This is a genomic window from Citrobacter sp. Cpo148, from assembly GCF_030332375.1.
GTDB lineage: Bacteria > Pseudomonadota > Gammaproteobacteria > Enterobacterales > Enterobacteriaceae > Citrobacter > Citrobacter portucalensis.
Window position 1 is genome coordinate 560,157 of sequence record NZ_JAOWHY010000043.1, and the last position, 17,643, is coordinate 577,799.

Annotated in this window: 20 protein-coding genes and 1 pseudogene; 8 read left to right on the forward strand and 13 right to left on the reverse strand. The window is 50.7% G+C overall.

Annotated elements, in window-relative coordinates; all coding sequences use genetic code 11:
- Window positions 1-162: 162 nt before the first annotated feature.
- The gene (gene fnr, locus OGY10_RS12575; protein WP_003020397.1) at window positions 163-915 is read left to right on the forward strand and encodes a fumarate/nitrate reduction transcriptional regulator Fnr; all 753 of its coding nucleotides are present in this window, start codon (window positions 163-165) and stop codon (window positions 913-915) included.
- Window positions 916-1,066: 151 nt separating this feature from the next.
- On the forward strand, window positions 1,067-2,017 hold the full coding sequence (gene uspE / locus OGY10_RS12580; RefSeq protein WP_008784897.1) for a universal stress protein UspE: 951 nt from the start codon (window positions 1,067-1,069) through the stop codon (window positions 2,015-2,017).
- A gap of 48 nt (window positions 2,018-2,065) precedes the next feature.
- Here the strand turns inward: uspE and OGY10_RS12585 are convergent, their stop codons facing one another.
- The gene (locus OGY10_RS12585; RefSeq protein WP_003020403.1) at window positions 2,066-2,326 is read right to left on the reverse strand and encodes a DUF2534 family protein; all 261 of its coding nucleotides are present in this window, start codon (window positions 2,324-2,326) and stop codon (window positions 2,066-2,068) included.
- A gap of 245 nt (window positions 2,327-2,571) precedes the next feature.
- Here OGY10_RS12585 and OGY10_RS12590 point away from each other — a divergent pair, with 245 nt between their 5' ends.
- A complete protein-coding gene (locus OGY10_RS12590) occupies window positions 2,572-3,603 on the forward strand; it encodes a mechanosensitive ion channel family protein (RefSeq protein WP_003843943.1) in 1,032 nt (343 codons plus the stop codon).
- Between the two features lie 38 nt (window positions 3,604-3,641).
- Here OGY10_RS12590 and OGY10_RS12595 read toward each other — a convergent pair whose 3' ends face one another.
- From OGY10_RS12595 to OGY10_RS12610, 4 genes are all read right to left on the reverse strand, one after another.
- Entirely contained in the window at window positions 3,642-4,694 is a 1,053-nt protein-coding gene (locus OGY10_RS12595) for an NAD(P)-dependent alcohol dehydrogenase (protein ID WP_286576849.1), read from the reverse strand.
- 43 nt (window positions 4,695-4,737) lie between these two features.
- The gene (locus OGY10_RS12600) at window positions 4,738-5,145 is read right to left on the reverse strand and encodes a cupin domain-containing protein (RefSeq protein WP_020996378.1); all 408 of its coding nucleotides are present in this window, start codon (window positions 5,143-5,145) and stop codon (window positions 4,738-4,740) included.
- A gap of 32 nt (window positions 5,146-5,177) precedes the next feature.
- A complete protein-coding gene (locus OGY10_RS12605) occupies window positions 5,178-5,807 on the reverse strand; it encodes a carboxymuconolactone decarboxylase family protein (RefSeq protein ID WP_071446299.1) in 630 nt (209 codons plus the stop codon).
- Window positions 5,808-5,979: 172 nt separating this feature from the next.
- Window positions 5,980-6,363: a VOC family protein gene (locus OGY10_RS12610; protein ID WP_191227142.1), complete on the reverse strand. Its 384-nt coding sequence runs from the start codon at window positions 6,361-6,363 to the stop codon at window positions 5,980-5,982.
- 120 nt (window positions 6,364-6,483) lie between these two features.
- Between OGY10_RS12610 and OGY10_RS12615 the strand changes: the two genes are divergently transcribed.
- A complete protein-coding gene (locus OGY10_RS12615) occupies window positions 6,484-7,254 on the forward strand; it encodes a DeoR/GlpR family DNA-binding transcription regulator (protein ID WP_008784903.1) in 771 nt (256 codons plus the stop codon).
- On the opposite strand, the gene OGY10_RS12620 is transcribed toward OGY10_RS12615, so the two are convergent.
- Both OGY10_RS12620 and OGY10_RS12625 read right to left on the reverse strand, forming a co-directional pair.
- Window positions 7,251-7,535 carry a Rho-binding antiterminator gene (locus tag OGY10_RS12620; protein ID WP_071446297.1) on the reverse strand — a complete coding sequence of 95 codons (285 nt, stop codon included), beginning with the start codon at window positions 7,533-7,535 and terminating at the stop codon, window positions 7,251-7,253. The two genes, OGY10_RS12615 and OGY10_RS12620, sit on opposite strands and share 4 nt — an antisense overlap.
- Before the next feature lie 66 nt (window positions 7,536-7,601).
- Window positions 7,602-7,832: a glutaredoxin family protein gene (locus OGY10_RS12625; protein WP_008784905.1), complete on the reverse strand. Its 231-nt coding sequence runs from the start codon at window positions 7,830-7,832 to the stop codon at window positions 7,602-7,604.
- 114 nt (window positions 7,833-7,946) lie between these two features.
- Between OGY10_RS12625 and OGY10_RS12630 the strand changes: the two genes are divergently transcribed.
- Entirely contained in the window at window positions 7,947-8,510 is a 564-nt protein-coding gene (locus OGY10_RS12630; protein ID WP_191227141.1) for a MarR family winged helix-turn-helix transcriptional regulator, read from the forward strand.
- Between the two features lie 37 nt (window positions 8,511-8,547).
- Here OGY10_RS12630 and mppA read toward each other — a convergent pair whose 3' ends face one another.
- Window positions 8,548-10,161: a murein tripeptide ABC transporter substrate-binding protein MppA gene (gene mppA, locus OGY10_RS12635; RefSeq protein WP_008784907.1), complete on the reverse strand. Its 1,614-nt coding sequence runs from the start codon at window positions 10,159-10,161 to the stop codon at window positions 8,548-8,550.
- Window positions 10,162-10,345: 184 nt separating this feature from the next.
- Here mppA and mpaA point away from each other — a divergent pair, with 184 nt between their 5' ends.
- Window positions 10,346-11,074, forward strand: coding sequence for a murein tripeptide amidase MpaA (mpaA, locus tag OGY10_RS12640; RefSeq protein ID WP_032943589.1), 729 nt, complete (start codon window positions 10,346-10,348; stop codon window positions 11,072-11,074).
- Here mpaA and ycjG read toward each other — a convergent pair.
- Entirely contained in the window at window positions 11,049-12,014 is a 966-nt protein-coding gene (ycjG, locus tag OGY10_RS12645) for an L-Ala-D/L-Glu epimerase (protein WP_008784909.1), read from the reverse strand. The genes mpaA and ycjG overlap by 26 nt on opposite strands.
- Window positions 12,015-12,129: 115 nt before the next feature.
- Here ycjG and tpx point away from each other — a divergent pair, with 115 nt between their 5' ends.
- Window positions 12,130-12,636 (forward strand): thiol peroxidase, encoded by a 507-nt coding sequence (gene tpx, locus OGY10_RS12650; RefSeq protein WP_003020437.1) that lies wholly within the window; start codon window positions 12,130-12,132, stop codon window positions 12,634-12,636.
- Window positions 12,637-12,689: 53 nt separating this feature from the next.
- On the opposite strand, the gene tyrR is transcribed toward tpx, so the two are convergent.
- From tyrR to pspE, 4 genes are all read right to left on the reverse strand, one after another.
- Entirely contained in the window at window positions 12,690-14,234 is a 1,545-nt protein-coding gene (tyrR, locus tag OGY10_RS12655) for a transcriptional regulator TyrR (RefSeq protein WP_191227140.1), read from the reverse strand.
- Between the two features lie 147 nt (window positions 14,235-14,381).
- Entirely contained in the window at window positions 14,382-15,443 is a 1,062-nt protein-coding gene (locus OGY10_RS12660; protein ID WP_286576852.1) for a YcjF family protein, read from the reverse strand.
- Entirely contained in the window at window positions 15,440-16,837 is a 1,398-nt protein-coding gene (locus OGY10_RS12665; protein WP_191227139.1) for a YcjX family GTP-binding protein, read from the reverse strand. Before OGY10_RS12665 ends, OGY10_RS12660 begins: the two co-directional genes overlap by 4 nt.
- A gap of 142 nt (window positions 16,838-16,979) precedes the next feature.
- Complete coding sequence (gene pspE / locus OGY10_RS12670) at window positions 16,980-17,297, reverse strand: thiosulfate sulfurtransferase PspE (RefSeq protein ID WP_008784913.1); 318 nt, start codon at window positions 17,295-17,297, stop codon at window positions 16,980-16,982.
- A 155-nt stretch (window positions 17,298-17,452) separates the two neighbouring features.
- On the opposite strand from pspE, the pseudogene OGY10_RS12675 reads away from it, so the two are divergent.
- Window positions 17,453-17,578 (forward strand): annotated as a pseudogene (locus OGY10_RS12675) (LacI family DNA-binding transcriptional regulator); the annotation flags it as partial.
- Window positions 17,579-17,643: the final 65 nt, after the last annotated feature.

A 17,643-nucleotide genomic window follows, 5' to 3' on the forward strand; every position in this document is an offset into this window, starting at 1 on the left:
TTCCGCATAATGCGACCCCAAATTAAGTGTGGTTAATCAAGCAGATACAAACATTCGCTCCAGTTATGCCTGAATTATTCTCTATTGGGAGTAGCTCAGGCTTACGTGCTCACCAAAAAGATGTTAAAATTGACAAATATCAATTACGGCTTGAGCAGACCTATGATCCCGGAAAAGCGAATTATACGGCGCATTCAGTCTGGCGGTTGTGCTATCCATTGCCAGGATTGCAGCATCAGCCAGCTTTGCATCCCGTTCACACTTAACGAGCATGAGCTTGACCAGCTCGATAACATCATCGAGCGCAAAAAGCCTATCCAAAAAGGGCAGACGCTCTTTAAAGCAGGTGATGAGCTTAAATCACTCTACGCTATCCGCTCCGGAACGATAAAAAGCTATACCATTACCGAACAAGGCGATGAGCAAATTACCGGTTTCCATCTGGCGGGTGACCTGGTAGGTTTTGACGCCATTGGCAGCGGCCATCACCCGAGCTTTGCTCAGGCGTTGGAAACCTCAATGGTATGCGAAATTCCTTTCGAAACCCTTGATGACCTGTCCGGTAAGATGCCGAACCTGCGTCAGCAGATGATGCGTCTGATGAGTGGCGAAATCAAAGGCGACCAGGATATGATCCTGTTGCTGTCGAAGAAAAACGCTGAAGAGCGCCTGGCGGCCTTTATCTACAATCTGTCTCGTCGCTTCGCCCAGCGTGGGTTCTCGCCTCGTGAATTCCGCCTGACCATGACCCGTGGCGACATCGGTAACTACCTCGGTCTGACGGTTGAAACCATCAGCCGCCTGCTGGGTCGTTTCCAGAAAAGCGGCATGCTGGCGGTGAAAGGCAAATATATCACTATTGAGAACAGCGACGCGCTGGCAGTTCTTGCCGGCCACACGCGTAACGTTGCGTAATCTTTCCGCAAGCCTCTCTGTTATCCTTCTGTCAAATCGCTAAATTTTCCCGATTTATTGATCTGGCAGGAGGTTATTCCCTGTTTCAAACCACATTATTGGGTTACTCTTTTAGTTACAAACTGCGATGACAGTTGTAAGGAGACCCTGTATGGCTATGTATAAAAATATGCTGGTCGTCATCGACCCTAACCAGGACGATCAACCAGCATTACGGCGAGCTGTTTATTTGCATCAACGGATTGGTGGCAAAATTAAAGCCTTTTTGCCGATCTATGACTTTTCCTATGAGATGACTACCCTGCTGTCGCCTGATGAGCGTACGGCAATGCGTCAGGGGGTCATCAGCCAGCGAACTGCATGGATACGTGAACAAGCGAAATACTATATCGAAGCAGGGATCCCTCTGGATATTAAAGTGGTCTGGCATAACCGACCCTTTGAAGCCATCATCCAGGAAGTCATCAGCGCCAGGCATGACCTGGTCCTCAAGATGGCGCACCAACACGACCGCCTCGAAGCCGTAATATTTACGCCAACCGACTGGCATTTATTGCGTAAATGTCCAAGTCCGGTATGGATGGTGAAAGACCAGCCATGGCCTGAAGGGGGTAAAGCACTGGTTGCCGTAAACCTCGCCAGTGAAGAGGCTTATCACAACGCGCTCAATGAAAAACTGGTTAAAGAGACGCTACAGCTTGCAGAACAGGTTAACCATACCGAAGTGCATCTGGTTGGCGCCTACCCTGTCACACCAATCAACATCGCGATTGAACTGCCTGAATTTGATCCCAGCGTTTATAACGACGCAATCCGTGGACAGCATCTGCTGGCCATGAAGGCACTACGCCAGAAATTCAGTATTGATGAGAAAGTGACGCACGTTGAAAAAGGCTTACCTGAAGAGGTCATTCCTGATTTAGCCGAGCACTTGCAGGCGGGTATTGTGGTATTGGGGACCGTCGGACGTACCGGTATTTCTGCTGCGTTTCTTGGTAATACCGCGGAACAGGTTATCGATCATCTACGCTGTGACCTGCTGGTCATCAAGCCGGATGAATATCAGACGCCAGTTGAACTGGACGACGAAGAAGACGATTAACCACACAATGAAATGCCGGATGGCGATATCATCCGGCATTTTAAACGCCTAGTGTTGCTCCTCACCGCCGAGGAAATAGATACCAAGCGGGATAGCCAACAGAATCGTAAACACCATGCTGTAGACACAAATCATTGCAGATTGAATGGCGTACATTGAAGCGGTCCAGTCGGATAGCGGAATGTCATACTGTTCAATAACGCCACCGATCGTCGCTCGCGTCACGACCGACGCTGCGATAATAAACACCCCAAGCAGGCACAACAGAAACTTCCGTCCCTTCGCTGTTTTCAGCTTAGCCATGATCATAGTACTGTCCTTTTGCAAATGAAAAACCTTGTTACTTTGCGCTAACAATACCATGACATCAACTGACTGTCTGCTACATAAACCGCATACAGGGTTGACGTCAGCGTTATTTCGCTGAAAATAGCGCTGATTGCATTATTTATCTCTCCTTTTGATTAATGATCTGACCGCCTTAACTGAGTAAAATATCTGGGGATTAGGATGTCAGATGATATTTAGCTAACACGGAGTTGCCAGGAAGAATCATGATCGCTGAACTGTTTATGAATAATGCGTTTAATTTGACGGTAATTCTTAGCTGCTGTGCCGCGCTGGTCCTGATGAGCGTCTGGTATCATCGTGGAGAGCGTCGCTGCAAAGGATTCATATTTCATGCCGCACAATTTTTTGTCTATGCCATTATCATTGGGACGTTTGGCAGCATTGCTAATAACGTTATCGAAAGTTACAGCCTGAAATTTATCTCCCCCAGCGTGGTCGACTTTATCTGCACCTCGTTGATTGCGTTGATCCTGACCATCAAACTTTTTCTGGTGATTAATCAGTTTGAAAAGACGCAGATTAATAAAGGCAGAGATATCACCAGCGCGAGGATCCTGTCGCGTATCATCAAGATTACCATCGTGGTTGCCATCATTTTACTGTATGGCGAACACTTCGGTATGAGCTTATCCGGCCTGTTAACCTTTGGCGGTATTGGCGGTATCGCAGTGGGTATGGCGGGGAAAGATATTCTGAGCAACTTTTTCTCAGGTATTATGCTCTATTTCGACAGACCGTTTAGCATAGGCGATTGGATCCGCTCCCCGGACCGCAATATTGAAGGCACGGTAGCAGAAATTGGCTGGCGAATGACTAAAATAAACACCTTCGACCATCGTCCGTTGTATGTGCCAAACTCGATTTTCTCCTCCATCAGCGTAGAAAACCCAGGGCGCATGACCAACCGGCGAATTAAAACGGTGATCGGGTTACGATATGAGGATGCCGATAAAGTCGGTGCCGTTGTCGAGTCGGTCAGAGAAATGCTGCAAAACCATCCTGGAATAGACCAGAAACAAACTCTGTTGGTCTATTTTAATGAATTTGCCGATTCATCGTTGAATATCATGGTGTATTGCTTCACGAAAACCACCGTCTGGAAGGAATGGCTCGCGGTACAGCAAGACGTTTATTTAAAGATTATCACGATAGTCCAGGCAAACGGTGCCGACTTTGCATTCCCCAGCCAGACGCTGTATATGGACAATCCTGAAGCATCGCCATCGACACACTAACAAAAGAAAAGACGCGGAAATCCGCGTCTTTTTTGTACTTATTTCAATGAGGCAATATCAATTACAAAGCGGTATTTCACATCGCTTTTCAACATCCGCTGCCAGGCACGATTAATATCCTGAATATCGATCACTTCGACATCGGCGGTAATACCATGCTGACCGCAAAAATCCATCATCTCCTGCGTTTCAGCAATGCCGCCGATAACTGAACCCGCCACAGACCTACGCCCAAGGATCAGGGGAACCGTATTCAGAAACGGATCCAACGCACCAAGATAACCGACCAGCACCAGCGTACCGCTTAGCGCCAGGGTTGGGATATAAGGGTTCAGGTCATGAACGTAGGGCACAGTATCGATAATCAGATCAAACTGATTCGCTGTCGCTTTCATCTGTTCACTGTCAGTGGAAAGCACAACGTGACTGGCACCCAAACGTCTGGCATCAGCTTCTTTGCCCGGTGAACGCGTAAACAGCGTAACTTCCGCGCCCAGCGCATTTGCAAGTTTGATTGCCATATGCCCGAGTCCACCCAGACCGACAACCGCGACTTTACTGCCCTCGCCTACCTGCCAGTGGCGCAGAGGCGACCATGTTGTGATCCCGGCGCAAAGCAGCGGCGCCGCACCGCGTAAATCGATCCCTTCAGGGACCTTCACCACAAACTTTTCGGTAACGACAATTTTGTCAGAATAGCCGCCGAAAGTAGGCAGACCGTCATGACGGTCGATATCGTTATACGTTAGCGTGTTACCTTCTTCGCAATACTGCTCTAGCCCCTGCTCGCAGGCGCTACAGTGTTGACACGAATCAACCATGCAGCCGACCCCTGCGAGATCGCCCACTTTGAATTTTGTTACCGACTTACCAACATGCACCACGCGGCCAATGACCTCATGCCCTGGTACCATCGGATATTTAGCACCGCCCCAATCGTTGTAGGCGTTGTGAATATCCGAGTGGCATACACCGCTGTATAAAATATCGATAACCACATCATCTTCACGCGGATCGCGACGAACAAAATTATGGGGGACTAAATCTTCTTTCACCGCCAGAGCAGCATAACCCTTCACATTCATGACCATTGAGATCTCCTCAGGGATTAGGTGTTACCAGAACCAGCATAGTTCAGGGCAGCAGGTTGTACTCAGCGTCGCTAACCGGTTCCAGCCATTCGTTCGACGCGCCAGGGGCCGGGATTTCCACGGCGATATGGGCAAACCAACTATCACGCGCGGCGCCGTGCCAGTGTTTCATTCCCGCCGGAATGTGCACGACATCGCCGGTTTTCAGCTCACGTGCCGGTTTATTCCACTCCTGATACCAGCCTCTGCCACCGGTCACCAGCAATATTTGTCCACCCTCATGATGAACATGCCAGAAGTTACGACAACCCGGTTCAAATGCGACATTGCCAATTACCACGCCTTCCATGGAGAGCATGGTCAGATAGCTGTCGCCAGTGAAATACTTCGCATACGCTTCATTTTTCTCTCCACGTGGAAAGACGCTGTTACCATCAAATTGTTCGTTCATAGTGACTCCAGTATGGATAATGTCCGCGGTGTTCATACCAGACATTCATCAAGAACCGTACGGGCATTTTCCCCAATCCCGGCTCCACAGTGCTGTTCGAGTATCGTAATAAACTCACTGAGTTGCTCAGGGAGGATCCCGATGTTAAGGCATATCGCAAAATGGCTTTTCAACTGGCTGTTAACGCCGCCCAGAACGGCCAACGCCGAAACGGTCGCCCATTCACGGTCCTGCCAGTCAAGTACATCTCGCTGAAAAATATCGCCAAACAGATGTGCTTTAAGCCAGACATCAATAGCGGGTGCAAAGTCAAACAGCGGACCGCTTACAGGATGTCCAACCAGTTGCGTCTGAGTTAGGCTCCCAGCCTGAACACTGTTCCAGTCTGCAGGTGGCGGCGTGGCCGTTCTACCTTCGTCGTCTGAAAGCCCTTTCTCGCTTCGACTTTTCACCACCGACATAAAGCAGGACAGACCGTTCAGGCTGCGAGGGAAACCGCAGTATGCGTAGAGCTGTAGCAGGATCTCTTTTACTTCATTGAGCGTGAGTCCCGCATCCAGTCCGGCGTTGAGCGCGACGTCCAGCTTTTCCATCTGTCCTGTGGCAGTGAATGCCGCAATGGGGATGATTGCCTGTTGTCTGGCATCCAGTTGGTATTGCATATTCGACTCTCCAAAACGGTGGCAACATTGCACCACCGGGGGCTGAAAACAGTAAAATTATAGAGACTCGACGTGTCGGTGATTAGAGAGGAAAAGAAGGACAAACTTATGAGCTGTGCTCATCAATAATGAGCAGCAGGTACTCTTTATTTGCAGGTAATTGATTGAAGACTTACGCCACAATCTCGATTAAATTGCCGTCAGGATCTTTTATCACCGCTTCGTAATAACCATCGCCAGTAGTGCGCGGACCTGAGACTAATATCCCCTGTTCCTGCGATTGCATTGCAATGGCATCAACATTTTCATTGCCGCCAACAGAAATGGCGAGGTGTACCCATCCGCAACGATTATTGTCAGGTTGCTGCCCGATAAGACCCGGTTTGGTCATTAACTCAATCGCAATTTCCTCGCCAATTTTGACAAAATAAGATTCAAACCCAGGATTGGTTTTACTGCGGTATTTCTCGTTGATCTTGCCGTCAAAAAACGAGACCCAGAAGCGAGCTTGCTGCTCGAGATCCTGTGTCCATAACGCCATATGCGCAATCTTCATAGCGAACCTCTTCCCGTTGTATCCAGAATAGTACGGCCCCTGTAAGGGATGTTGACATCGTTAATCATAATGCACGATCATGCACTCTATTGCTCGATGTTTATTTCACCTGGAGTATCTATGCTCGATTACGCCGCATTCCCGGAACAGCGCCAGGCGCTTATCTTTCAGATCCTGCAAGAAAACGGCAGGGTCATTTGTTCTGAACTCGCTAACCGATTAGGCGTTTCTGAACATACAATTCGTCGTGATTTGCATGAATTGAGCAAAGATGGCGTGTGTAAAAAAGTTTATGGTGGCGCGGTCATTACACTCCCTGAATCCGAAGACATAGACGTACGCAAGAGTATTAATGTAGCCAAAAAGAGCAACATCGCGCAGAGATGTGCCCGACTGGTCAAATCTGGAAGCTGTATTTTTATCGACACGGGTAGCACCAATCTGGCAATGGCAGAAGCTCTGCCCGCCGAACTGGCGTTAACCGTGGTGACAAATTCACCGGAGATTGCCGCCGTTTTGCTAAAAAAACCGCTGTTTGAAGTCATTATGCTGGGTGGCGTGGTGCAGAGATCTTCAGGTGGGTGCGTGGGAGCTTCCGCCATCGCGCAAGTGCAGGACATTTTATTCGATCAGGGATTTATTGGCGGCTGCGCGATGTCGCCTGAATCCGGCTTAACGGGATTTGATTATGCGGATTGTGAGTTCAAAAAAGCGGTGATTAAACAATGTAATGAAACTATCGTCGCGCTAACGGCTGAAAAAATCCCAGCCGTCGCCCGATATGTCGTTACCGAAAGCAGCAATATCGATGTGATTGTTGTAGAGGACAACATCAGCAAAGAGTACGCCACAGCGTTCCAGGCGCACGACATTCGAATTTATACAGTCTAACCGCGGTAGGCTCGCTGAAAACTAACTGTGCTAAACGTCGCTCCGGGCGTCAGCGCGGTGATCGCTGACAGACAATCCAGACGGATTTTTTGCTGGTTTTCAGATTGCTCCACTACCAGAAATTCTTCTTTTTCCACGGTGGTACACGTCGTCAGCGCTTTAGCATCAAAACATGTGCCATCCGTTAGTTCAATGCGCAACCAATAGTGGTACATGCAGGCGATTTCCAGATAATCATGAAGATCGCAATCTATCGGGTGATACTCTTCGGTCGTTTTCATCATGCTACCTTCCCCAACGTCTTGTATATTCGGGAAATCGCCAACGCAACTTCCCGAACTTTCCAGCTATTTCAACGCTTCAATGGGAGCGCCAAAATTAATATGCAGCACATTGCCGTCAATCACCAGCGCCGGAACAGATTTCACGCCAGCCACTTCAGCCTCAGCAACCCGATCAGGTTGCTCTCCCAGATGAACCACATCGATTTCAACATCCGCAGACAAATGCTGCAAAAGTGTCTGTTCTGCGGAAACACAAACCGGGCAACCTGCATGATAGAAACGAGCTTTAGTCATGATACATCTCCTTTAAATTATAGTATCGAATCGATACTATAATTTATGCTACGCTGCTTTTATTCTTTGTCAATATAGTTTTTAATCGATACTATATGCCGAGGAGGATTTGTTATGCCCGACATGTCACTTTTCGACGTACTTGACCGACTTTCCAGCCTGACAAGGATGTGGTTTCGCCAGCATCCTTTACTTGCGGATCTCCAGCCAGTACAACTTAGCGCGTTAATGTATCTGGCCCGTTGCAACCGTTATTCCAATACGCCGCTTGGCGTGACAGACTACCTTGGGCTCACCAAAGGTACCGTGTCACAATCGCTGAAGCTTTTGGAAAACAAAGGGTTGATTGTTCGCAAGCCGGATGACCGTGATAAACGTAGCGTCCATCTACACTTAAGTGAGTCGGCCAATACCTTACTGGAAGCCCTGCTGCCCCCCACGTTTTTAGTGGAGGGTGAATTGGCAATGGGTGAACGGGCGATCGTGCTCAGAGAGCTGCTGTTAGAACTGTTACGCGGGATCCAGAGGACCAACAATGTGCCTGGCTTTGGTCTTTGCCATAGCTGTCGGTTCCACCAAAAAATTGATGGTCAGGGATTTTGTAATCTGACGAAAGAGAGATTGAGTGAAGAAGATTCATTGCTGATTTGCCGGGAGCACCAGCCCCCGGAAACTTAAAATGGCTGGTGCAAAATCACACCAGCCATTATCTCTGTTAGTGCTTAACGATATACATTGTGCGGCTATAGGCCACATCTTCAGGGTTAGTAATCGGATACCCTTTCAGCCACGGTTTAATTAAACGCCCGTTGGTATACTGATAAATCGGTGCAATAGGTGCCTGTTCCATCAGAATTTTCTCCGCGGCGTTATAATCGGCATTGCGCGCTTTCTCTGTATTCTCCAGAGTTGCCTGTGTCAACACTTTGTCGTAAGCCGGATCATTAAAGCGGGAGATATTGCCCGTATGGGTCGATGTTAATAGCGACAAGAACGTAGAAGGCTCATTGTAGTCACCCACCCATGAGGCGCGGATCACATCAAAATTACCGGTATTACGGCTGTCGATATACGTTTTCCATTCCTGGTTCTGCAGTTTGACGTCAACACCGAGGTTCTTCTTCCACATAGAAGCCACTGCGATAGCAATCTTCTGATGATTTTCTGAGGTGTTGTACAGCAGCGTCAGTTTAAGCGGTTTCTGTGGGCCATAGCCCGCCGCACGCAGCAGCGTTTTTGCCTGCGCGTTCAGTTCTTCCTGACTCATTTGCTCAAACGGTGAAGGTTCCGGCACAAATCCTGCCGTTACATCCGGTGTAAAATGCCATGCCGGTTTCTCACCTGTACCCAATACCTTCTCCGCCATCAGACGACGATCGATAGTCATGCTGAGTGCCAGCCGCACGCGTGAATCGGCGGTCGGTCCCTTCTGGGTATTGAAAGCATAATAATAAGTACCAAGCTGCGGCGGGGTGTAAACCTGACCCGGGATATCCTTCAACAGTTTCTGATACATATTTTTCGGGAAGGATTCCGTGATATCAATATCACCAGCAAGATAGCGCTTGGTCGCAGCTGATTCCTGGTTGATCGGCAGGAAGGTGACTTTTTGCAGCACCGTTTTGGCGTTGTCCCAATAATGTGTGTTTGGTACCACTTCCAGTTTTTCGTTCACGACGCGATCTTTGAGCACATAGGCGCCGTTACCAATAAGATTGCCTGGTTTGGTCCACTCTTTGCCGCTCTCAACGTTAGCTTTTTGTACCGGATAGAATGCAAAACTCGCTGTCAGATTGGCAAACCAGGGCAGCGGTTTATCCAGTTGAACTTTCAATGTCCGTGCATCGACAGCACTAACGCCAAGTTTATCAGGCGTGGCTTTGCCATCGATAATAGCCTGAGCATTATTAATTCCCGCCAGCGCCGCAAACCAGGCAAACGGCGACAGCGTTTTTGGATCAACCAGACGCTGCCAGCTATAGACAAAATCCTGCGCCGTTACCGGCGTACCATCCGCCCATTGCGCATTGTCACGCAGCGTAAACGTCCAGATGCGGTTATCGTTACTCTTCCACTGGGTAGCGACGCCAGGTACGATCTCACCCTTCTCATTCTGGTTGACCAGCCCTTCAAATAGATCACGAATAACCTGTATTTCAGGCAACCCTACGGCTTTTGCCGGATCAAGCGACGCCGGTTCGTCTTTTATATGACGCACCAGTTCTTGTTTCTCTGCCAGTACCGTTCCGCTGGGAACATCAGCAGCCCAGGATAAAGAAATGCTGCTAACCAACAACGCACAACAGGTTACTGAAACAGAATGCTGCATAAGATACCCTCAATTCCGGCTACTAAGTGAATGTGTAATTATTTGTATCGCCAGCAGGAAATGCAATTAACTTCCGACAAGAAAGTGATATTACACCTGAAAAGATAAGTGTGTGAAAACGATTTGATTATCCATACATTTTGCACAACACTGCGAGTAACAATCCAAGCATTCAGAGATGACTATGACCGTTACCCGTCCCCGTGCCGAGCGCGGCGCATTCCCACCTGGAACCGAACATTACGGACGTTCATTGTTAGGCGCACCGCTAATCTGGTTTCCTGCACTGGCAGCCGATCGTGAAAGCGGCCTGATACTGGCGGGAACGCACGGCGACGAAAACTCCTCGATCGTTACCCTTTCTTGCGCATTGCGTACGCTTAACCCTTCCCTGCGTCGCCACCATGTGGTGCTGGCCGTAAACCCTGACGGTTGCCAGCTTGGGCTGCGCGCAAATGCGAACGGCGTCGATCTGAACCGTAATTTTCCCGCCGCAAACTGGAGAGCGGGCGAAACGGTGTATCGCTGGAACAGTAGCGCAGAAGAGCGTGATGTGGTGTTGTTGACCGGAGAAAGTCCGGGTTCGGAACCAGAAACCCAGGCGTTGTGTCAGCTTATTCACCGAATTCATCCCGCCTGGGTAGTCTCTTTTCACGATCCACTGGCCTGTATTGAAGATCCCAGAAGCAGCGAGCTGGGTGCGTGGCTGGCACAGTCGTTTGAATTGCCTCTGGTCACCAGCGTAGGTTATGAAACGCCCGGCTCTTTTGGTAGCTGGTGCGCAGACCTGAATTTACACTGCATAACCGCCGAATTTCCGCCCATTTCATCGGATGAAGCGAGCGAAAAATACCTGCTGGCCATGTCCAATCTGCTGCGCTGGCACCCTAGAGATGGAGCTGCCCGGTCGTAAAATGCAGGGCTGGCTCCGCATCGCTGGCAAGCCAGGTAGGGCCATCAAGATCGGCAAAGTTAACCTGCGGCGTAAGCGGTAACGCCGCACCGATAGCCCGGGAGGTACACAGCATGCAGCCCAGCATCAGCGCAAATCCCTGCTCGCGGGCTTCCGTTGCCAGCGCCAGTGCTTCCGTCAGACCGCCTGTTTTGTCCAGTTTGATATTGACCATTTCATAGCGTCCGTGCAGCGCTTTCAGGCTGCTGCGAGTGTGGCAACTTTCATCTGCGCAGATGGGCAGCGGATGCACAAAATTCTCCAGCGCGGCATCATCCTGAGCCGGCAGCGGCTGCTCCAGCATTGCCACCCCTAAATCAGCCAACAGCTGACAGCGTGCCGCAAGGCCTTCTGCCCGCCAGGATTCATTGGCGTCGACAATAATCGTAGCGTCAGGAACAGCCGCACGAATGGCAACCATCCGCTCACTAATCAAGCGAGCATCCAGTTTAACTTTCAGCAGTTTTGCGCCATTTCCCCACAGCGCAGCCGCGCTCGCAGCCATTTGTTCCGGCGAGCCAATCACTACGGTTTGCGCCGTCGTCACCACTTCCGCCAGTTCACTTCCCACCAATTCCGCCAGCGACTTCTGCTGTTGACGCGCACTTAGATCCCACAACGCGCAGTCTACGGCATTTCGTGCAGCCCCTGCTGGCAGCAGCTTTTGCAGCTCTTCACGCGTCAGTCCGTTTTCCAGTTGTGGTGCAATGCTCATAATTTGCGCCAGGACAGAGGCATCGCTTTCACCGTAGCGTGGGTACGGTGTGCACTCGCCAATACCTGTGACGCCATTTTCTGTCAATTCGACGACAACCACATGCGCTTCGGTCCTGCTCCCACGGGCTATGACAAAGGGAGTGTGCAGCGGCCAGGCTTCCTCATATACCTTAACTGTTCTCATTTGTTTTCCTTAATGCAGTCCCTGAAGCGGATATCCGCAAATAGCGTTTGCCGTGTTAACTGTTGATGGCATAAACTAGCCTCGACGTTAACTATATGTAAACAGGAAGATAACCATGTCACAAACCGTTCATTTCCAGGGCAACCCGGTTGCAGTTGCCGGCTCCATTCCTCAGGCTGGAAGCAAAGCTCAGGCTTTTACCCTTGTGGCTAAAGACCTGTCTGACGTTACGCTGGGCCAGTTTGCAGGCAAGCGCAAAGTGCTGAATATTTTCCCAAGCATCGATACTGGCGTTTGCGCGGCATCGGTACGTAAGTTTAACCAACTGGCGACAGAAATCGACAATACCGTCGTACTGTGTATTTCGGCCGACCTGCCATTCGCCCACTCTCGTTTTTGCGGCGCGGAAGGTCTGAGCAACGTTATCACGCTGTCCACCCTGCGCAACGCAGAATTCCTGAAAAACTACGGTGTTGAAATCGCTGAAGGCCCGCTGAAAGGTCTGGCCGCACGTGCCGTAGTTGTTATCGATGAAAATGACAATGTTGTTTTCAGCCAACTGGTCAATGAAATCACCAACGAACCAGACTACACAGCAGCGCTGGACGTTCTGAAAGCGTAAGCTGCGTTTGCATACAAAAATGCCTCCGGATGGAGGCATTTTCATTTACGGCATTACTCTTCGCTTTTTTTCTGTTGGCTCAGGCCGTACTCGCGCAATTTATTGGCAATCGCGGTATGCGAAACGCCGAGGCGCTTGGCCAGCTTGCGCGTGCTGGGATAATTCATATACAGCTGCGTCAGCACGGAGCGTTCAAAGCGGCTGGTAATTTCATCCAGCGACCCTTCCATCACCTCTTCTCCGACCGCAACCGTTGCCGCATCATAATCCGGCAGCAAAATATCCTGTGGCCGCAGCTCATAGCCTTCAAGCTGGGTCAGCGCCCGGTAGATAGCGTTTTTAAGCTGACGCACGTTGCCTGGCCAACCGTAACGGGTTAACACCGTGCTGAGATCGGCGGACAGCTTCGGACGCGGCACGCCCTGCTCATCGGCAAAACGCGCCACAAACAGTTCGGTAAGCGGCATAATATCTTGTGGGCAATCGCGCAGCGGCGGCAGGTTTAACGTCAGTACATTCAGACGATAATAGAGGTCTTCACGGAAAAGTCCTTTCTGCACCAGCTCCACAAGGTTCTTTTGCGTCGCGCAAATCACACGGACATCAACATGAACTTCGTGATCTTCTCCCACGCGACGGAACGTACCGTCATTGAGAAAACGCAGCAATTTGGTCTGCATACGCGGCGACATTTCGCCAATTTCATCTAACAGAACCGAACCGCCATTCGCCTGCTCAAAGAACCCTTTTTTGCCTTCCGGCGCATGGCCAAACAGCTCGCTTTCAACCGCATCTTCAGGGATTGACGCGCAGTTCAGCGCCAGATACGGTTTCGACGCACGCGGGCTTGCCAGATGACATGCATGAGCAAAAAGATCTTTGCCGGTGCCGGTATTACCAGTAATCAGCAGCGGTGCGCTCAGCGTCGCCAGCTTGCGCGCTTGTTCTACGACGTGTTTCATTTTGGCGCTGACGGCAATAATCTGGCTAAACGCGCTGAGATCCTGCGTTGTCATATTTTGCAGCTGACGTCCCATTCGGATGGTGGAGCGCAACATCACCACCGCGCCGGTCAGCATCTGCTCCTGATTTTCGCCCTGCAAATGGACAGGCGTAATTTCCATCAGGAAATTCTGCCCGTTAATCACGACATGTTCGCTATGGGAATCCTGCGGATTGCTTTCCAGCCAGCGCTGGAAGTTAAACCCATTGATTAACTGGGCTGCGGTATGGTTGCGCATCCGCTCCTGGGTGTACGCAAAAAGTTGACAGCTCGCAGGGTTCGCCATCTCAACTTTGCTTTTCATATCAAGAGAAAGGACCGGTTCTGGCAACGCTTCAAGCAGAGCACTCAGCGCCAGATGTTCACGTTCGGAAGGCATCCAGGGTACGGTACGCACATCCGTAACCCCTGAAATACGGCGGATTTCAGCCATCAGACTGCTGAAGTTGGTGAACTCCAGCTCCGCAAAATTAAGGTAAATTCGCCCGATGGGGTCAATCTCGATACCGCGTAAATCAATGCTTCTCAGCACCAGTAAATCGAGCAATTCGCGGGTCAGACCAAGACGGTCTTCACAAAAGACTTCCAAACGCATAGGAACCTTCACCTGGACAAGGGATTATGTGTTAAATGATAAGACAGTATTTGGTTTGCAGGAAGAACTCTGTCAACAAATATTGACAGCGCGCTGGAAAATTAGGCGCCGGGGCGTAAAGTTATACGATCGGCGCCTGTTTTATAGCTAACTTTCGCGCGGAGATTTGTTCTTTTGTAAGGTCTCTTTCACCTGACCAATCAGTTGACGGCGAAAATCGCCCAGTCGTGGCTTATCATCATCGATCCACGGCAGCGGTCGGCAAAGCTCCATAGCTTTAATGCCCAGACGCGCCGTTAATAACCCCGCGCCAATGCCCTGTGCGGCACGCGTTGATAAGCGGGCGGCTAAATCCTGCGACATCCAGTCCATCCCTACTTCCCGCACCAGCTCACTGGCCCCGGCAAAAGCGATATTCAACAACACCAGGCGGAACAGGCGCAGACGGCTGTAATAACCAAGTTCAATGCCATACAGCGATGCAATGCGATTAATCAGCCGCAGATTTCGCCAGGCGATAAACGCCATATCCACCAGCGCCAACGGACTGACGGCAATCATCAGCGTGGACTCTGCTGCTGAACGACTGATCTCACGCCGGGCTTGCGCATCCAGCACCGGCTGCACCAGATGGGCATACAGGCTAACCACTTCGCGATCGTTCTGTGTTTCATGAATTGAGGCATACCAACGCTGCAATGCTGGATGAGACTGATCGATACCCGCCTGCTGCGCCAGTTTTTCACAAAATGCACGACCTTTTCCGGTTCCATGGCTGTGGAGCAAGTCTCGCGCTTCATCACGTTCGTGCGCGCGCTGACGCAATCGCCACAATCTGCGCCACTCGGTCGCCACCGATCCGACACCTGCGCCGATAATCAATGCGCCTGCGGCACATCCTCCCAGCGCGACCCAGTCCTGAGTCTGCCAGGCGTTCATGGTCCACTGCACACCCTGAGCAACAACGCTTACGCCAAACAGCGCCAGCCCGCCCCTCACCATCTTGCGCCACAGACTGCGTTTGGGGCGTAAGGCCGCATCAATGACGGCCTCCGCCTGACCTTCGTCTTCCAGGGGTTCATCCACTTTCGCCGGAGAAAAAGTCTGCGCCTCCGTTTCGTTGAACATTTGCTGCGCTTTAAACGCCGTGTTTTGTTCCACGTCCAGCGGACCTGAGAAATCGATACGCGGTTTTAACGGCTCGCTCATCGCAATTTATCTCCTATTAAAAACTCCAGCGCGGCATCAAGGCGGATATGCGGTAAGGGTTTATCGACATCCATAACCTGCGGGCGAAACGCCTCAAACTGAAAGCCCTGGCGGTCCCAAAATGCCTGTCCGGGCAGTCGCGCGGGAACCTCGCCCGGATAAACTGTCAGCGGTTCGCCATCGCTCAGACGATTACCTCGCAGCGCCGGGATCTTTTCACCTTTCACATCGATCAAGCCGCTGGTGGTTGCCTGCACCGATGCCAGCCCCAGACAATCCATGCTGATACCTTCGAACGCCGCGTTTTGCCATGCGTCCTGGATCAGCTGCTGCAATAACGACACCATATTGGCGTGCTGATCGACCGTGACGTGGTCGGCTTTGGTGGCGGCAAACAGCAGCTTGTCGATCACCGGAGAAAATAGCCGACGAAACAGCGTACGCTGCCCGTAATGGAAGCTTTGCATCAACTGGGTAAGCGCCAGACGCATGTCGTTGAACGCCTGTGGCCCGCTGTTGAGCGGCTGCAGGCAATCGACCAGCACAATCTGGCGGTCAAAGCGCAGGAAGTGATTCTTATAAAACCCTTTGACGACCTTTTCGCAGTAATAATTGAATCTTTCGCGCAACATGCCCGCGTTGGTGTGTTTGTCAGCCTGCGCCAGCTTTGATTCCCCCCAGGCATCGACATCCGGCCACGGGAAGAATTGCAGCGCAGGCGCGCCCGCCATATCCCCGGGCAGGACAAAACGGCCCGGTTGAATAAAATGCAGGCCCTGCTGTTTACACTGATGCAGATACTCCGTCCAGGCGGCAGCAATTTCCGCCAGACGGTTTTCATCAGCAGGCGCCAACGGATCCAGCCCCTGGCATAACTGCCGCCATTTTGCCGACCATTCGCCCCGCTGCCCCTGCAATAATCCGGTCATTTGCCGCGACCAGCTCAGATAATCCTGGGCAAGCATCGGTAAATCGAGCAGCCACTCCCCCGGATAATCGACGATCTCCAGGTACAGCGTGGAGGTGTCTTTAAAGTGGCGCAGTAAAGAGTCATTGGATTTATAGCGCAACGCCAGACGTATTTCACTCACGCCGCGCGTAGGGGTCGGCCAGGTTGGCGGAGAGCCGTACAGTTGCGCCAGTCCCTCATCATAGGTAAAGCGCGGAATGCCAAAATCGCGTTGAGGAACCCGTTTCACGCCGAGCAAACGCTCTTCGCGCACGCAGCTGAGCAACGGCAGACGCGCACCGGCATGAACATTGAGTAACTGATTTACCATCGCGGTGATAAACGCCGTCTTACCGCTGCGGCTAAGTCCGGTGACAGCCAGGCGTAAATGCCGGTCTACGCCGCGATTAACCAGCGAATTGAGTTCATTTTTAAGTCGCTTCATCGCCATCCCGTTTTGCTGAAGGAACCGAAGAAATTATAACAAACAGGAAGTAAAGATAGGGGTCAATTCTTACTTATCAACTACCTGGGCGGTACCTGGCGGCATTATTCTTACCGCCAGGAGCAGAAGAACTGCGTACGGCTTATTTATTCTCTACTTTAGGAAGCGAGATCTGGTTGATGCCACCTTCATTCGTCACCTGCGTATAGCCCATTTCAGTCAACATATCCTTCGCTTGTCCCGATTGACGCCCGGAGTTGCAGTACAGCTTCACAGTGTCGTTCTTATCAGGAACTTCAGCTGCAATACGTGCCTTCATCTCTTTTAACGGAATATTGACGGCCCCCTGAATATGCTGCTGTTGGTACTGTTCAGGAACGCGAACATCGATCCAGTGTTCGGCTGCGTAAACCGGCATGCCGATGACCAGAGCCAACGCTAATACACCTTTTTTCAACATAATATCTTCCTGACTGATAGTTGGATTTACCTCTACACTATACGCCAGTTCTTAAGAAAATATTGCGACCGCATTATCACCGTATGCAGGCGCGGACGATTATTCCTCAGGTTACCCATGCTGCAGTTAGCCTGTTGATTTTTCTACCCGCATTTGATGTTCCTACCCAACAATTAGGTGAGCAAAGCTGTAATTTATTATTTAATCCGATTGCAGGTGAGAAAGGATTACAGAATATCACGATAGGAACACAAATATTGCTGACCGACTTCCTGATATAAAACCTGGGTATTAATGCTCTGCGAAATAGATTTTTTAGTTCACCCTCAATACCCGTGGTAACGAC

Coding starts and splice junctions, on each gene's coding strand:
- fnr (WP_003020397.1), top strand. CDS start 163: ATGATCCCGGAAAAGCGAATTATACGGCGCATTCAGTCTGGCGGTTGT.
- uspE (WP_008784897.1), top strand. CDS start 1,067: ATGGCTATGTATAAAAATATGCTGGTCGTCATCGACCCTAACCAGGAC.
- OGY10_RS12585 (WP_003020403.1), bottom strand. CDS start 2,326: ATGATCATGGCTAAGCTGAAAACAGCGAAGGGACGGAAGTTTCTGTTG.
- OGY10_RS12590 (WP_003843943.1), top strand. CDS start 2,572: ATGATCGCTGAACTGTTTATGAATAATGCGTTTAATTTGACGGTAATT.
- OGY10_RS12595 (WP_286576849.1), bottom strand. CDS start 4,694: ATGGTCATGAATGTGAAGGGTTATGCTGCTCTGGCGGTGAAAGAAGAT.
- OGY10_RS12600 (WP_020996378.1), bottom strand. CDS start 5,145: ATGAACGAACAATTTGATGGTAACAGCGTCTTTCCACGTGGAGAGAAA.
- OGY10_RS12605 (WP_071446299.1), bottom strand. CDS start 5,807: ATGCAATACCAACTGGATGCCAGACAACAGGCAATCATCCCCATTGCG.
- OGY10_RS12610 (WP_191227142.1), bottom strand. CDS start 6,363: ATGAAGATTGCGCATATGGCGTTATGGACACAGGATCTCGAGCAGCAA.
- OGY10_RS12615 (WP_008784903.1), top strand. CDS start 6,484: ATGCTCGATTACGCCGCATTCCCGGAACAGCGCCAGGCGCTTATCTTT.
- OGY10_RS12620 (WP_071446297.1), bottom strand. CDS start 7,535: ATGAAAACGACCGAAGAGTATCACCCGATAGATTGCGATCTTCATGAT.
- OGY10_RS12625 (WP_008784905.1), bottom strand. CDS start 7,832: ATGACTAAAGCTCGTTTCTATCATGCAGGTTGCCCGGTTTGTGTTTCC.
- OGY10_RS12630 (WP_191227141.1), top strand. CDS start 7,947: ATGCCCGACATGTCACTTTTCGACGTACTTGACCGACTTTCCAGCCTG.
- mppA (WP_008784907.1), bottom strand. CDS start 10,161: ATGCAGCATTCTGTTTCAGTAACCTGTTGTGCGTTGTTGGTTAGCAGC.
- mpaA (WP_032943589.1), top strand. CDS start 10,346: ATGACCGTTACCCGTCCCCGTGCCGAGCGCGGCGCATTCCCACCTGGA.
- ycjG (WP_008784909.1), bottom strand. CDS start 12,014: ATGAGAACAGTTAAGGTATATGAGGAAGCCTGGCCGCTGCACACTCCC.
- tpx (WP_003020437.1), top strand. CDS start 12,130: ATGTCACAAACCGTTCATTTCCAGGGCAACCCGGTTGCAGTTGCCGGC.
- tyrR (WP_191227140.1), bottom strand. CDS start 14,234: ATGCGTTTGGAAGTCTTTTGTGAAGACCGTCTTGGTCTGACCCGCGAA.
- OGY10_RS12660 (WP_286576852.1), bottom strand. CDS start 15,443: ATGAGCGAGCCGTTAAAACCGCGTATCGATTTCTCAGGTCCGCTGGAC.
- OGY10_RS12665 (WP_191227139.1), bottom strand. CDS start 16,837: ATGAAGCGACTTAAAAATGAACTCAATTCGCTGGTTAATCGCGGCGTA.
- pspE (WP_008784913.1), bottom strand. CDS start 17,297: ATGTTGAAAAAAGGTGTATTAGCGTTGGCTCTGGTCATCGGCATGCCG.